The sequence below is a fragment of the Leptolyngbya sp. BC1307 genome (assembly GCF_002286735.1).
Taxonomy (GTDB): domain Bacteria; phylum Cyanobacteriota; class Cyanobacteriia; order Phormidesmidales; family Phormidesmidaceae; genus Phormidesmis.
In genome coordinates this window covers 1-14,609 of record NZ_NRTA01000069.1, presented here as the reverse complement: position 1 = coordinate 14,609, position 14,609 = coordinate 1, and the positions used below count along the sequence as shown (strand labels likewise).

General features: G+C 52.0%; 15 protein-coding genes. 7 read left to right on the top strand and 8 right to left on the bottom strand.

The window, feature by feature from the left end; genetic code table 11:
- Positions 1-161: 161 nt before the first annotated feature.
- Together CKL79_RS24450 and CKL79_RS20520 are read left to right on the top strand one after the other, a co-directional pair.
- Positions 162-329 (top strand): element excision factor XisH family protein, encoded by a 168-nt coding sequence (locus tag CKL79_RS24450; protein WP_346427074.1) that lies wholly within the window; start codon positions 162-164, stop codon positions 327-329.
- Positions 320-652 (top strand): XisI protein, encoded by a 333-nt coding sequence (locus CKL79_RS20520; protein WP_121971413.1) that lies wholly within the window; start codon positions 320-322, stop codon positions 650-652. The genes CKL79_RS24450 and CKL79_RS20520 overlap by 10 nt, the downstream gene beginning before the upstream one ends.
- Positions 653-824: 172 nt before the next feature.
- Here CKL79_RS20520 and CKL79_RS20515 read toward each other — a convergent pair whose 3' ends face one another.
- From CKL79_RS20515 to uvrB, 4 genes are all read right to left on the bottom strand, one after another.
- Positions 825-1,139 carry a hypothetical protein gene (locus CKL79_RS20515; RefSeq protein WP_121971412.1) on the bottom strand — a complete coding sequence of 105 codons (315 nt, stop codon included), beginning with the start codon at positions 1,137-1,139 and terminating at the stop codon, positions 825-827.
- 304 nt (positions 1,140-1,443) lie between these two features.
- On the bottom strand, positions 1,444-2,529 hold the full coding sequence (locus CKL79_RS20510) for a hypothetical protein (protein WP_205879165.1): 1,086 nt from the start codon (positions 2,527-2,529) through the stop codon (positions 1,444-1,446).
- On the bottom strand, positions 2,526-3,530 hold the full coding sequence (locus CKL79_RS20505; protein ID WP_121971411.1) for a DNA methyltransferase: 1,005 nt from the start codon (positions 3,528-3,530) through the stop codon (positions 2,526-2,528). The genes CKL79_RS20510 and CKL79_RS20505 overlap by 4 nt, the downstream gene beginning before the upstream one ends.
- Positions 3,531-3,863: 333 nt before the next feature.
- Complete coding sequence (gene uvrB / locus CKL79_RS20500; protein WP_121971410.1) at positions 3,864-5,915, bottom strand: excinuclease ABC subunit UvrB; 2,052 nt, start codon at positions 5,913-5,915, stop codon at positions 3,864-3,866.
- A 123-nt stretch (positions 5,916-6,038) separates the two neighbouring features.
- Here uvrB and CKL79_RS20495 point away from each other — a divergent pair, with 123 nt between their 5' ends.
- From CKL79_RS20495 to CKL79_RS20485, 3 genes are all read left to right on the top strand, one after another.
- Positions 6,039-6,464: an aspartyl protease gene (locus tag CKL79_RS20495; RefSeq protein ID WP_121971409.1), complete on the top strand. Its 426-nt coding sequence runs from the start codon at positions 6,039-6,041 to the stop codon at positions 6,462-6,464.
- Between the two features lie 86 nt (positions 6,465-6,550).
- Positions 6,551-9,022 (top strand): GH116 family glycosyl hydrolase, encoded by a 2,472-nt coding sequence (locus CKL79_RS20490; protein WP_121971408.1) that lies wholly within the window; start codon positions 6,551-6,553, stop codon positions 9,020-9,022.
- A 161-nt stretch (positions 9,023-9,183) separates the two neighbouring features.
- Complete coding sequence (locus CKL79_RS20485) at positions 9,184-9,603, top strand: hypothetical protein (protein ID WP_121971407.1); 420 nt, start codon at positions 9,184-9,186, stop codon at positions 9,601-9,603.
- Between the two features lie 87 nt (positions 9,604-9,690).
- Here CKL79_RS20485 and CKL79_RS20480 read toward each other — a convergent pair whose 3' ends face one another.
- Together CKL79_RS20480 and CKL79_RS20475 are read right to left on the bottom strand one after the other, a co-directional pair.
- Positions 9,691-10,359, bottom strand: a complete 669-nt coding sequence (locus CKL79_RS20480) for a hypothetical protein (RefSeq protein WP_141242261.1) — start codon at positions 10,357-10,359, stop codon at positions 9,691-9,693.
- A gap of 35 nt (positions 10,360-10,394) precedes the next feature.
- Complete coding sequence (locus CKL79_RS20475) at positions 10,395-11,384, bottom strand: hypothetical protein (protein WP_141242260.1); 990 nt, start codon at positions 11,382-11,384, stop codon at positions 10,395-10,397.
- 275 nt (positions 11,385-11,659) lie between these two features.
- Between CKL79_RS20475 and CKL79_RS20470 the strand changes: the two genes are divergently transcribed.
- Both CKL79_RS20470 and CKL79_RS20465 read left to right on the top strand, forming a co-directional pair.
- On the top strand, positions 11,660-12,565 hold the full coding sequence (locus tag CKL79_RS20470) for an alpha/beta hydrolase (protein WP_121971404.1): 906 nt from the start codon (positions 11,660-11,662) through the stop codon (positions 12,563-12,565).
- Positions 12,566-12,591: 26 nt separating this feature from the next.
- Positions 12,592-13,716, top strand: coding sequence for a THUMP domain-containing protein (locus CKL79_RS20465; protein ID WP_121971403.1), 1,125 nt, complete (start codon positions 12,592-12,594; stop codon positions 13,714-13,716).
- A gap of 130 nt (positions 13,717-13,846) precedes the next feature.
- On the opposite strand, the gene CKL79_RS20460 is transcribed toward CKL79_RS20465, so the two are convergent.
- Complete coding sequence (locus tag CKL79_RS20460; RefSeq protein WP_121971414.1) at positions 13,847-14,095, bottom strand: hypothetical protein; 249 nt, start codon at positions 14,093-14,095, stop codon at positions 13,847-13,849.
- Between the two features lie 181 nt (positions 14,096-14,276).
- The gene (locus tag CKL79_RS24270) at positions 14,277-14,411 is read right to left on the bottom strand and encodes a hypothetical protein (protein ID WP_276301055.1); all 135 of its coding nucleotides are present in this window, start codon (positions 14,409-14,411) and stop codon (positions 14,277-14,279) included.
- Between the last annotated feature and the right edge of the window lie 198 nt (positions 14,412-14,609).

Here is a 14,609-nt window from a genome sequence, read left to right as displayed (position 1 = left end):
AACGCTGCGGCATGTTTGCTCACCACTGGCGCTGGCGCAACAATCGGCAACTGCATCCTTCACCTCCTGCTCAAAACCTTTGAACCTAACGCCTAGTCTACCTCAGACGCGATATGATGATTTTTCTCTCATGAGAGCACAACACTCAAGTCAATTATCAGATCGCACTTGAAGAGGTCGATCCTGCCCGGAAGCTTTATCTTGCTGTGCCCGATGAAACATACAGCTCGTTTTTTCAGCGTCGATTTATCCGATCTGTTATCGAACGAACTCAGATACGTCTACTAACCTATGATCAAAGCGAAGAGGTGATTCGAAGATGGCTGTAGAGCAGTACCGCATCTGGATTCAGCAGCTACTGTCAGAGCGGGCAGAGCGTGGGCTTTCGCAGCCAGAGGTTGAGACTCAGGCCGTTTTGGATACTCAGCGCGATCACTATCTCCTGCTGCATACTGGCTGGCGCGGGAGTCGCCGCACTCATGGCTGTAGCCTGCATTTGGATATTAAAGACGGCAAGATTTGGATTCAGCATGACGGGACTGAAATCGGTATCGCTACCCAACTCCTTGAGCTAGGGGTGCCGCCCAGCGATATTGTTTTGGCCTTTCACTCGCCCAGTATGCGCCAGTTCACAGAGTTTGCTACTCACTAGCGACTCTGTCAGCGTCTTGAGCTTGTCTGAAGGGGGCTCTATGTTTGCCGAGAAGGCGATCGCGCAAATGCTTAATCCGATCTCTGAACTCGCTTACCGTTTCAAACTTTGGACTCTCAAAAAGATCGGTCACAAGGGCAAATACAGAACAGTTCTCTTCCATTCTGCCTGCTCACTCATGACGAGCACGGGTCAAACTTAAATCGGGTTGAATGTCGGATAAACGCTCTCTCACTGAGTCAGCTAACTGCTCTCTCTGATTTAGGTATGCTTCCACGGTATCTCGGTGTCGAAAATAGTAGCCAATTGTGTTGTAGACATCAGACAAAGATAGCGTTGAGTACCGATGCACAATCGATTCAGGGAGTGCACCATCTTGAAACGCTCGAATCACAGTTTCTAGCAAAACCTTTGAATTCCCAACGCGAATTGCTCCGACTTCATCTTCTCGCAGGGGCGGCGTCTCACGTTCCAAGACGAGGCTCATAGACTAACTTTCCTAAATTCGGCACAGAATAATCGTAACTTATTTAAAAGCCCAATTGCTCTGTCGATAAGCCGATGGTCTTAGTGTCGTCCGTTGCAACAAGCGATCATCGCTATTCACCAGGGCTCTATCCGCGTTTGGGCTTATCTGAACGGTGAAGTGTAGCGGCGACAGGCAACCTCGAAATCCACACCAATCGCTTTCGCCCGTCCGCTGCAACACCGTGTTGGACATTACAGGTTGATTATTTTGTTCAGAAATTTTTTAGCTAACTTCAGATCTATCTGATCCTTTGGACTCTCAATCAGTGATTCAATTGTTTTACCTTCAAACTGAGTGACGCCTCGGAGTTCCTTCCTGCCCAGTGCCGCAGAGTGATTGTTGCATTCAGCAAGTCCTTTTGAAACATCGAAACAAGAACAGTGTTAGCAATCCGTGTCGGATCGACGCCTACAAAATAGAAGAGAAACACCGATTTTTCTTCCGCAAGAAACTCTAATATTTTATCAATGTTGTAGGCTTTCGGATTGGAGCTAAGCACCATGATCTTCGTCTTAATATCGGTCTCGGTGACAAACCGATCAAAAGCACGGTGATAATCTCCAAGCTCGTTTGCAGTCCTAAATTCAGGAAGACCCTTCTTATTCTCTCCCAATGCAACAATAATCTCCTGCCGCAATCTCTCGTTTTCACCAGCAATCAAATACTCAATAATTCTGCCCCGCACATTGACGTTTTCAATCAAAGCAGCCAATAGGATCTCATTCTTATATTTTGATACAAGAGCATCTAGCTCAGACTTTAGCACCCTGCCATCCCTTGATTCAATGAACGTTTTTGCGCGATCCGGGGACTCTAAAATAATGTTACGGACATCATCAGTCACATCAAACTTTCGCCCGGTCGGAGAAATATTGTTTGTGGCTTCAACTAGACGTTCAAGATTGCCTTCAAAACCGATTGGTTCATGGATAGCGAACAGCCGTTCGAAGTTACAGGCAGAATTCTCAATACCTTCAAATCTACGAAGAATATCTGAGCCATTGAAACTTCCTCGAATGTTGTTTGCCCTCAGTTCCTGCGAACTGTGGCTAATTTTCTTAAGGAAGGTGCTATTCGCTAAAAAAAGACAGTTTTTCTTTGGTGTGACCAGGCAAACAACAAAAGGTCGATGATCGTACTTCCGCAAATTGGAAAGGGATAAGACAGTATTTGAAAAGCTTGTTGTGTTTGCTGAACTGAAGCGGATGGCGAAATCATCGTTATAATACACGGAACGATCTTTGATGAGTTGAAATCTCGCAAGAGCCAACCCGGATAGATTTGCTTTATCGTTGATCCCGTCGTGCGTTGCAATAAATGAAGCTAATTCTGTTAAGGTGTTATTCATACGTCAAAGAGTGAGAGGTTCTCCACCGAACCAGTAGGTGCCTTTTGTTTTGGTTGATCACTCAGGCTATTGCGCTCCCAAAACACGCCATCAGCGTATCCTTGTACCTCATGATCAGAGTCAGCTAACCTAAGACGCTTCAACGCCCAGCAACAATACTCGAGATTTTGTTCAATCCCCGAGAACCTGCGATGAAGTTTCTTGGCAACTACAGCAGTAGTGCCACTTCCCAAAAACGGGTCGAAGACAAAGTCCCCTTCCTTAGTGCTAGCGAGGATAAGCTTCGCAATCAGCTTTTCTGGCTTCTGTGTGGGATGGTCAGTATTTTCGGGCATAGACCAAAACGGAATTGAGATATCTGACCATATATTTGATGGATGTGTGAGGCGATAGTTGCCGCCTTCCTCTTCATCCCAGTCTTTGGGCTTCCCGTTAACACGATAGGGAGCTATAACTTTTCTCTTCAGCTTAACGGCATCTACGTCAAAATAGTAGTCCTTCGCGTTGGAACAGAACCAAATGTCCTCGGTATTATTTTTCCAATTAGACTTAGCTCCACGACCCTTTTCACGCTCCCAGGTGATCCGATTGTGGACATAAAAATATTTCTCAAGAAGTGGGGCAATTAAAACGGATGTTTTCCAGTCTGAGCAAATGTAGACCGTTGCATCGGGCTTTAATATCGCTTTCGCTTTCAGAACGAGCGATCCAAACCATTTTGAATAATCTCCCTTTTCTTTCTCTTTGAAAAGGTGTCCATTGTAATTCTTGGATAGGTTGTATGGAGGGTCTATGACAAGCAGATCAACGAAGCCTGATGGCAGGGTGGGTAATACCGCAAAGGTGTCCCCGTGGATGACTCTCCCCTCAATCTCCTGCACTGAAAGCGATACAGGTTCTTCAATAAGCTGTGGGGCAAAGGATTCGATTTCCTCCTTGGTGCAGGTCAAAGTCCTGTTTCTGGGTGCTCGTTGTCTCTCCGTGCTGTGCTGCTGATTCATTAGTAGTCTCTATAAGTTACACAACAGTGAGGTTTTTGAGAATCTTTTCAATTTCTTTGCCCAACTTATAATTAGAGGGAAAGATTCCACCTAACCACCCTACACAGTGGATTGGGTAGAAATATTTCTGCCTAATTACCTCACAGGTATACATTATGCAGAAATTCGTCTACCTAATTGCCCCGCGTGGCAGACTAGATGGAAAATTTCAGTATAATCATTCCTGCGGTGAGAGACTAGCGCTCTTTAAGCTTTAGTTACATTTGGTCACTTCTAGCTACTCAATGCAGCCCAGATAGAAGAAACCTACGTGCAATAGATTCACGGAGTTTGCTACTCACTAGCGACTCTATCAGCGTCTTGAGCTTGTCTGAAAGGGGCTCTATGTTTACCGAGGAGGCGATCGCGCAAATGCCTAATCCGATCTCGAAACTCACTCGCCTCTTCAAACTTCAGCTCCTTCGCGGCTTCTTTCATCTTGGTTTCTAACTGACCGATCAGCATCGGAATGTCTTCTAATGGCAGCTCATCGCTGTGGTCGTAAGCTTTCTCTAGCTCCTCCGCATTCAAGCGGCGCGACATATCCAGAAAAGAGAGAATCGAGTTGCTGTTGCGGCGGATAATCGCGGTAGGCGTAATTCCGTGCTCTTTGTTATAGGCTTCTTGAACCGCCCGGCGGCGCTCGGTTTCGCTGATGGCTTTCTCCATGCTCTGGGTCATGTTGTCGCCATAGAGAATGGCTTTGCCCTCAATGTGACGGGCGGCGCGACCGATGGTTTGAATGAGCGATCGCTGGGCCCGCAAAAAGCCCTCTTTATCCGCATCGAGAATTGCCACCAAAGAGACTTCCGGCAGGTCGAGCCCTTCTCGCAACAGGTTGACGCCGATGAGAACGTCAAATACGCCTTCTCGCAAGTCTTGAATAATCTCAATGCGCTCAATCGAGTGAATCTCTGAGTGCAGGTAGCGGACTCTCACCCCATGCTCATGGAAATAATCTGTGAGATCTTCGGCCATGCGCTTGGTGAGAGTGGTGACCAGGGTGCGCTCGTTTTTGGCAGCGCGATCGCGGATCTCTCCTAACAAATCATCCACCTGCCCGTCCGTCGGTCGTACCATGATCACCGGGTCTAGCACACCGGTTGGTCGGATAATTTGCTCCACCACATGCCCTTCAGACTGCTCTACTTCCCACTCACCCGGGGTCGCCGACACGAAGATACACTGATTCACCTTCTCCCAAAACTCTTCCGCCTTGAGCGGGCGGTTGTCAGCCGCACTAGGCAGGCGAAAGCCGTGGTCGATCAGCACCTTCTTACGCGCCTGGTCACCGTTGTACATGGCCCGAATTTGCGGCACCGTCACGTGCGACTCATCGATCGCAATCAGCCAATCATCCAGCGGAAAGTAGTCCAGCAGGCACTCGGGAGAAGCCCCGGGCAACCGACCCGCCAAGTGTCGCGAGTAGTTTTCTACACCATTGCAGTAGCCGACTTCTTCAAGCATTTCCAGGTCATAGCGAGTGCGCTGCTCTAGCCGCTGAGCTTCTAGCAGTTTGCCCTGACTTTCGAGCAGTTCTAGCTGATCTCTTAGCTCAGCGCGAATGCCCTGACAGGCGGCTTCTAGCTTGTCGTCTGGGGTGACAAAGTGGCGAGCGGGGTAAATATTCAGCGCGTCCATGCTTTGCAGCGTCGCCCCCGTCACCGGATCGATGTAGCGAATGGCGTCAATTTCGTCGCCGAAAAATTCAATCCGAATTATCCGATCTTCGTAAGCGGGGCCAATCTCTAGCACGTCGCCTTTTACCCGAAAGCGACCGCGCGCCATCTCGATGTCATTGCGGGTGTATTGAATCGATGCCAGATCGCGCAGTATCTGTCGCTGGTTAGTTTCTGCGCCGACTCGCAAAGGAATAGAGGCATTGAGATATTCTGACGGGATGCCCAGGCCGTAAATGCAGCTAATGGAAGCGACCACAATCACGTCTTTGCGTTCAAAGAGCGATCGCGTGGCCGAGTGCCGTAGCATGTCAATTTCGTCGTTAATCGAAGCCGTCTTCTGGATGTAGGTATCGGTGACGGGAATATAGGCTTCTGGCTGGTAGTAGTCGTAATAGCTGATGAAATACTCCACCGAATTATCGGGAAAGAATTCGCGTAGTTCGTTGCAGAGCTGCGCCGCCAGCGTTTTGTTATGCGCCAGAATCAGGGCGGGCTTACCCACCGCGTCAATCGTGCGGGCGATGGTGTGCGTTTTGCCAGTACCCGTCGCGCCCAGAAGGGTTTGATACCGCTGACCTTTTTTCAGATTGGCGACGAGCTGCTTGATGGCTTTCGGCTGATCGCCTGCGGGTTCAAACGGGGCTTGAATGTCAAACTTTTTCATGAGCGGCGGGGCAGGCGAGGACGATAGAATTCTTAACCTTTAGAATCTATATGTTAGACGATCTAAATAATTGCGACCGAGTGTTTTGCTACCGTTGGAGCTGACCACTGCAAGGCAAAATCTATGAGTGATATAGCAACCAGCAGCACCGCAAAAGACGAGATTGTCTTAACGCTGATCCTTATAAACTCAACTGATGCAATTTTGGGGGAGCACGGCTTTATCTCATTGGAGGAAGTTCGTAGTTGCGTCGTTGATGCCGTTGTGAGCACCAGCACCACACATTTTTGCTTGCCAGCAGATGTAATTCAACAGCTAGGTTTGAAGCGGGTAGGAAGAATGAGTGGTCGGACGGTGAAAGGGATTCAGACCTTTAACGTCTACGAAGGGGTGAGATTTGATGTGGACGGGGGGATTGACGGCATTTATCGGTGCATAGAACTACCGATTGGACAGAGGCCGCTGCTGGGACGAGTTCCACTGGAGGACTTAGGCTTAGAGCCCGACCCAGAAGCTCAATGCCTACAAAGGGTACCCATCAGGGTATAGCGCTATTGTAATGACGGTTATCTAGGTTGGCTCAATTGACAAAGCGTAGGATAATCCGGGGTGTCCCAGCGTGCGGAATCCCATTGATGAGCCAGCCGATAAGTGCAAAGCCTAATATCCCAGACTGTTCCTGGCAGTGGCCGATTGGGCAAGTGTGGGAGACACCTTACATTGTGCGCTATGCCAGCAATCTGGACGATGGGCCGGAGCACGGTGCGCCTCTGGGCGGCTTTGGGGCGGGCTGTATTGGGCGATCGCCCAATGGCTCATTTAACCTGTGGCATCTCGATGGCGGCGAACATATTTTTGACTCGTTTCCGGGCTGTCAGTTTAGTGTCTTCGAACAGGCAAACGGCGAGACCCAAGCCTATGCCATGTCTACCGACCGCCCAGCGGACAAACTCTCTAGCTGGGAGTGGTACCCCGCTGAGAATTCGGGCACCTATCACGCCCTGTATCCGCGTAGCTGGTACGCCTATGAGAATGTTTTTCGGGCGAATTTGACCTGCGAGCAACTTACGCCGATCTGGGCCGATAACTACCAGGAGAGCAGCTACCCGGTCGCGACCTTTGTTTGGAGCGCGCATAACCCAACCGACCAGCCGCTGACACTGAGCATTATGCTGAGCTGGCAAAATATGGTGGGCTGGTTTACCAATCACAACAAATCTCCCGAGATTCAGCAGCGAGAAGATGGCAGCCCCTTTTATGAGTATGTGCCTCGGCTGAGAAAGAGTTTGGGCAACTACAACAAACTGGTTTGCGAAAGAGAAACCGCAGCAGGCTTTGTGATGGATGGGGAGTGGGCTGGCGATCCTGAGGAAGGCGACGGACAATTTGCGGTGGCAGCCTACCATCCGCAGGCAGAAGCGACCTACAACACGCACTGGGATCCCGATGGCGACGGGCATGATCTGTGGGATAGCTTTGCGGCAAGCGGTCGATTGACTAATCTTGAAGATGCGGGTATCAGCGCAGAGCAACAGATTGGCGGCGCGATCGCTCTCCGCTTCACCCTCTCCCCCGGCGAAACCCAACAAATCCCCTTCGCGCTGAGCTGGGATCTGCCGGTAACAGAATTTGCCGCTGGGAAAAGTGCTTATCGCCGCTATACAGACTTTTTTGGTCGGGACGGCAGGAATGCTTGGGCGATCGCCACCACCGCCCTCGAAAACTACAAAACCTGGCAAGAGCAGATCCAAACCTGGCAGCAGCCCATCCTCGATCAAGATCTGCCGCAGTGGTTCAAAATGGCCCTGTTTAACGAGCTATATGACTTGGCCAGCGGTGGCACCCTGTGGTCAGCAGCGAGCGAGGCCGATCCGGTTGGTCAGTTTGGCGTGTTGGAGTGCTTGGACTACCGCTGGTACGAAAGCTTAGACGTGCGGCTCTATGGCGGCTTTGCTACCCTGCTGCTGTGGCCCGAACTCGAAAAATCAGTTATTCGCGCCTTTGCCCGTGCCATCCCGACCGCTGACCCCAAGCCGCGCATTATCGGCTACTACTATACCATCGGCGAAAAAGACCACATGGCCCCGCGCAAGCTCAAAGGCGCGACGCCGCACGACCTGGGCGCACCCAATGAAAATCCGTGGCTCGCCACCAACTACACCAGCTATCAGGACTGCAACCAGTGGAAAGATCTCTCTAGCGATTTTGTCTTGCAGGTGTACCGCGCTTTTCACAGCACGGGTAGTACTGATATCGATTTCCTCGCAGAGTGCTGGCCTGCAGTCGTCGAAACGCTGGCCTACAGCAAGCAGTTTGATACCGATGGAGACGGCCTCATAGAGAACAGCGGCGCACCGGATCAGACCTTTGATGACTGGCGGCTGAAGGGGATTAGCGCCTACTGTGGGGGCTTATGGATTGCGGCTCTGAGTGCGGCGATCGCCATCGGTGAAACCCTTCAACAGCACCAGCGTGCCCCCGGCAACGTCGTCATTTTGCTCACCCAATATCGCCGCTGGTGGCAGCATGGCCGCGCCGCCTACCAAAAACAGCTCTGGAACGGCAGCTACTACCACCTAGATACCGGCAGCGGCTCTGACGTGGTGATGGCAGACCAGCTCTGCGGCCAGTTTTGCGCGTCAACAATGGATCTGCCCGATGTGGTCGATCCTGAGTACGTCGAGTCCACGCTATCTGTCATTTACAACGCCTGCTTTATCAAATTTAATGAGTACGCTGCTCAGCTTGGCCCGCAAAATCAAAAGTTTGAAGGCGCACAAACCGGCTACTTCAGCGCGGCTGAACTGGGCGTAAAAATCGGCTGCGCCAATGGCGTGCGGCCTGATGGCTCCCCCCAGAATCCGGACGACACCCACCAGCTAGAGGTCTGGACGGGCATCAATTTTGGCTTAGCGGCCTTTTTCGCCCATGCCGGTAAGAAAGCAGAGTCGATGGCAGTCACCCAAGCCGTCGTTCAGCAGATCTATCAGCACGGGCTACAGTTTCGCACCCCAGAAGCCATCACTGCCGTTGGTACCTTTCGGGCCTGCCACTACCTCAGACCGATGGCAATTTGGGCGGTGTATCATACCCTCATTGCTAAGTAGCGCTTTCCCATCGGGCGGCACCGTCTGGCGCTTTACGTTTGCACAGCATATAGCGATAGACACTGCGTAAATTCGGGCTATATCATAGCAACCATAAAAACTGGGTCATTCCACAACTGTCTATCAGCACACTCACAAGATTTAACTACAGGGATTTAACTATGGCGGCTTCTGCAAAGGTCTCTCGCCAGCCGAGGGAGCGTTCACAGCTCACGCTTTGGTCAGTGGCAACTGTCTCTTTTCTCTTAGGCTCAGCAGTCACAACTTTGATCATCTGGCAGCTACATCGGCTATACCGGGCAACTATCGCGCCGGAGGTTACGGTAGAAGGGACAGTTCAAGCCAGATACGACTATCAGCCAAACGACGGGCCGATGCCAGCGCCAATGGGCTACTTTATCGAGAGCGCGGGGATCGGCCGGATTTATCTAACTGGGGAACCGCTCAATAGCTATGTCGGGCAGGTTGTGAAAGCGCGAGGAGGGATTTCCGGTGTTTGTGGGCCTAAGTCAATTCCATGCTACCCCCTGATAGAGGTGAGAGAAGTGGGCATTCCGGTAGAAGAGTCCGAGCAAAAGTAGGACAGATAGACAGGCAACTAGAGAACGGGCCACTGTTAAATAATGATGGCCCGTTCTCTGCGTATAGGAATCTCTTTCTAAATGAACCTATTCCAGACTGAGCTGGAGAATGCCAAGCAAAGTGCCCCTTGCCGATGCAACCGCTTCATCGTCGATGGCCTCGTTAGCCCCCTTCAATAGGTGCAGCACCGACATAAACGTAGGCGAGTTGATAGCAGCCGCTAACTCTTCACTGCTTAGCCCGATTACCAGCTCGTTGATCGCTTCTATCGCCGCTCTCAGGTTCTCAGGAGAGGTTGCCAAGACAGAGACATCAATCGCTGCCCCTACCTCCTCTGACAACAGTTGCTCTAGAGCCGTGATATCGCTGTTGGTGCTGCTAGCAGAAGCTGCCGCAATCGCCGCCACAATCTCTGGGGAAAGTAGTAGCGTCGTGTCGCCTACCGAAGGGACTGAGCTGTCCGTTTGCAGCGTTTGTAAGGCAGCCGCTATTCCCTGGCTAATCTGAGCGGCGATCAACTGGTTTGCAGGCGTCATCGTCGGCAGCAGCGTATCGCTCACACCGGTAACGCTCGAATCTGGCAAGGTGACCGGTGTAGTACCGGCTTGAGCTAGCCTGGGCAGCGCCAGCTCTACGGTAGAAAAGCAGAGCAGCGCCAGCAAAGGGACTTTGACTAGCAGGGGTAGAGCCTTTTCCTGAGAAAACCGTCGCGGCTTCTTCTCTTCTACAGACAGAGTTAACGGGCGAGTTCGCATAAAAACCTCTTTTGCAATCACTTTCTAAAGAACGCTTAGAAGCTGTAGCCATAGCCTACAGACCCAATCAGTCGAATACCTTCTGCCGTGTTGCCTGTCACATCAGAAAGACCCACGGTAAAAATTAAAGGCACCTCAAAGGGCGCAAGGGAAGTTGCCAGGCCCAGTCCGCTGCCTGTCCAGCTAGCAGTCGTTGACACTTCTGGCTGCACCCGCAGGCTAACACTGCCAAACACGTTAGGCGCGTTGTTTTTAGCAGCGATCGCCCCTGTCGAGCGAAACGCGCCCGTGCCCGCTCCCAGCGAAACCGTCAGCGGCATAGGGTTAGGCTGCCCGCGTCGCAGATCAAACCGGCTAGTAGCTACGCCGTAAAACGTATCGTCAGCGCGATTAGCAGCGCCCCACTTGAGGGCATTAGACCAGCCGACGGCGATCGCCAGATTGTTGGCAGCAGGAAATGTGCGGTGTAGCTTGAAGCCGACAATGCCATCATCGGCGAATCCATCCAAGCTAATAATGCCAGCGCTGACTTCCAAACCGACGCTATTGACCGCATCCCCCACCCCAAAACCGACGCTGGCAGAGCCATCAAACTTACTGCGATTACCGTCCGTCGCCAGCGATGCACCGACAAATACGTCGCCCCAGTCAGCACCATAGGCAGAAGGCGTCAAAAAGCTGGAAGAGGGCACCGGCTGAGGCCGATCATCGAGAACAGCATTAGGATTAATCAGCAGCTGCTGGCGAATTTCTTCGTCGCTCAGCGGCGAGAACGTATCGCTAACCGGCGGCGTAAAATCTTGAGCCACCCTGTCTTCCGTCTGCTTTAGCAATTCACCGGTAGAATCGCTGAACTCTCCAGCCGAAGTGTGGTCTATGTCTGCGATCGCCTCAGCAGGTACGGTAGGCTCTAAATCTGTTTGGCTCATGCTGAGCCCAGTGCTCACAACTTCGAGTCCGGCTAGCTGCTCAGAACCGGGCTGTAAACTAGCCTGAGCCGCAGTTTCAGCAAGTAAGAGAGACATGGCCAAGGCTGTTATAGCCAGGGCGCTTTGATACATTTTGATAGTCATACGCTTCGTACACATGCAAAGTGATGGACTTGAGACCCGTCTGGCAATGCGACACCCAAACCGATAGGAACATCCGATTATTCCCAGCCCCAGCGCGCGAACAAACAAAAATTGATAGACATTCCCCAGCCAAACCGCATTCAGCGAGTACTCAAGCGGATTGGGCGGCAAGCTTCGCATTGGGCGACTCGCTACAATAAAGCTGTACTTTTCATCCGGCCTGGGTCATGCTCAAGTTTCAGCCACCAGGATTTGAACAAAAATCAGCGTTGACTCGCCTGGGCCGGGTCGCGTACTATACGCCGATCAGGACGCTTGCAAAATCATCGACAGACACCTCTCAACCCACCGTTATCTTCTTCCACAACTTCGGTGGCGGTGCTTCGGCTTACGAATGGTCAAAGGTCTATGCTGTTTTGACGGCTGGCTACCGCGTGGTTGCGCCTGATTTGATCGGCTGGGGCGCATCGGATCATCCTGCCCGGCGCTATACGCTGCAAGATTACCTACACAATATTGAAGACTTTATTCAACGAATAGCTACCGATCCGATTATTGCCGTCGCTAGCTCTTTTACAGGCGGGTTAGTCGCGCGGCTAGCGGCTGATCGGCCTGATTTGTTTCAGCGTTTGTTTTTAGCTTGCCCAGCTGGGTTTAGAGACCTTGGTAAGGGCGCGGGGCGGCGACTGCCTGAGCCGCTGATCAATTTTCCTTTTTTAGATCAGATTGTCTATGCCCTGGGCGCAAATAACGAGATAGCGGTTCGCAACTTTTTAGAGAACTTTTTGTTTGCCAAGCGCGATCGCCTCTCTCCCGAAACCGTCTCTGCTTACCTCGCCTCTGCCCAACAGCCCAACGCCGAATACGCCGCGCTCTCTTTTTTGAGGGGCGATTTGTATTTTGACCTGGCTCCTTATCTAGCTCAGCTGACGGTGCCAACGGCCATGATCTGGGGCGAGCAGGCTCAGTTTACGCCCGTCTCCCTCGGTCGCCAGTTAGCCAGCCTGAACCCAGAAGCGGTGCAGCGATTTCAGGTAGTATCAGAGACTGGTGTGCTGCCTCATTTGGAGCAGCCAGGGACAGTGACAGCGCTGCTGTTAGATTGGTTAGCGGCTGACACGTCAGAATCATAAACAGACGAAATGAACAGGACTCGGCGATGAATCAGTACTTTGCAACGGTGGCTAGAGGCCTAGAGCCGCTAGTCGTGCAGGAGCTAGAACAGCTAGGCGCGAAGGACGTGGAGCCGGGTTTTTGTGGGGCGGCTTTTAAGGGCGATCGCACCCTCCTCTACAAGGTCAACCTGTGGGCCAGACTCCCCTTTAGAATTCTGCGACAGCTTGACGAATTTGACTGTGAAGACGAGAGTGACCTGTTTGCAGGCATACAGCGCATTGACTGGAGCGAATACCTGCGGCCTGACAACACGCTGGCCGTGACGGCAACCGGCAAAACAGAGGCGCTAAACCACACACATTTCACTGCCTTGCAGGTAAAAAACGCCATTGTCAGCCAGCAAACTGAGCAGTTTGGCGAACGATCAGACGTTGATACGCAAGCGCCCGATGTGCGAATCAACCTGCATTTGCGCCATGATCGGGCCACGCTCAGCCTCGATAGCTCGGGCGACAGTCTGCATCGGCGCGGCTACCGGCCAGCGGTGGGGGCAGCTCCTCTAAAGGAATCTTTAGCAGCAGCGCTGATTCAAATGACGGACTGGCAGCCGAACGTGGCTTTTTTCGATCCGCTGTGCGGCTCGGGCACGCTGCCGCTAGAGGCGGGATTGCGATCGCTCCAAATCGCCCCGGGTCTTTTCCGCGAGCGCTTCGGCTTTGAAACCTGGCTCGACTACGACGATGACCTGTGGGAGAGCATGATCGCTGAGGCGGAAAGTCAGCAAAAAAGTGAATTAGCGGCTTTTGTGGGGGGAAGCGATCGCGATCCTAACGTCCTCATACAGGCCCACAGCAACGCACAGCAATGCGGCATGGAGCATCTGATCACCTTTCAACAAAAAGACCTTGCCGACGTAGCAGCCCCCACCGACAGCGGCATATTGCTCTGCAACCCACCCTACGGCGAACGCCTCGGCAAAGACTCTGACCTGGGCGCATTTTACAAGCTGCTGGGCAATGTTCTCAAGCAGCGCTTCAAAGGCTGGACGGCCTACGTCCTTAGCGGTAACAAAGCCCTCTCCAGCAACATCGGCCTCAAGTCCGCCTCGCGCACCCCGGTCTACAATGGCTCACTCCTCTGCCAGCTGATGAAATACGAGCTGTACTGATGAGCTTGTTGAATATACAAAGTAATGGTGCGCTGCGAACGAAATCTATTCATAGAGAGCGGCCTGGTATGGCAGTAGGTGGGGCACCTGTGAGAAGTGCCCTCACTGCGTAGGTGGCACGGCTTAGCCTTTAGGTGATATTTACCCGCTTGGTCAAAATCGCCATCACTTCATTCGGTCTGCCGGTTGAGATCGGTTTGCTCCAGTCGTTGGGCTCGGCGTAGTTGAGATGGTGTAGCTGCTTGATAGTTGCTTGCACAACACTGAGTCTGCCAAACAGCATGTGGCGCACATTTTCGTGAGGGATGGGTCGGTTATCAGGCGGCTCAGCAAAACCACCTGTGGACGCTGAAGCGCCCTGGTCATCAGGAATAAACATCAGAATCGGGTCTCCGGTTGAGTTTGGCAAAAAAGCCAAAACCCAATACCCCTCAACTACCCACAAAGATGACGTGCAAATCGGGGTGGCTAAGGGGTACATTTAACCCTAGCCGCCGGGATTGCGTGTGAATCCTATGCGGTTAGCCGTCGGTATGGTGTTGACGCACCTACCGATGGCGCTAAGAAGCATTGAGCTTTGACGGAACAGGCGCGATCAGCATCACAGCCATAGATAAAAAGATAGGCGCATTTTCACAGAGAGTCAAGATATAGATTGGGAAGGGATCGGTAGCGAATGCGATCGCCGTACTCATGCAGCAGTTGCGCCTGATAAGCATCTCATACACATACTTAACATTGCGAAGGTAGGTATATTATCTATGAGCTTGTTGCTGGGCTTTTAGTCTAGGTTCTGAGCTCGACTTTATCCGTTAAGCCGCATAGCAAAGCAAGTCAGACCAGGCGTTGAATAGAGTCCGAGGGACTTCAACCATCTCGGTGTCAAGCCGTGA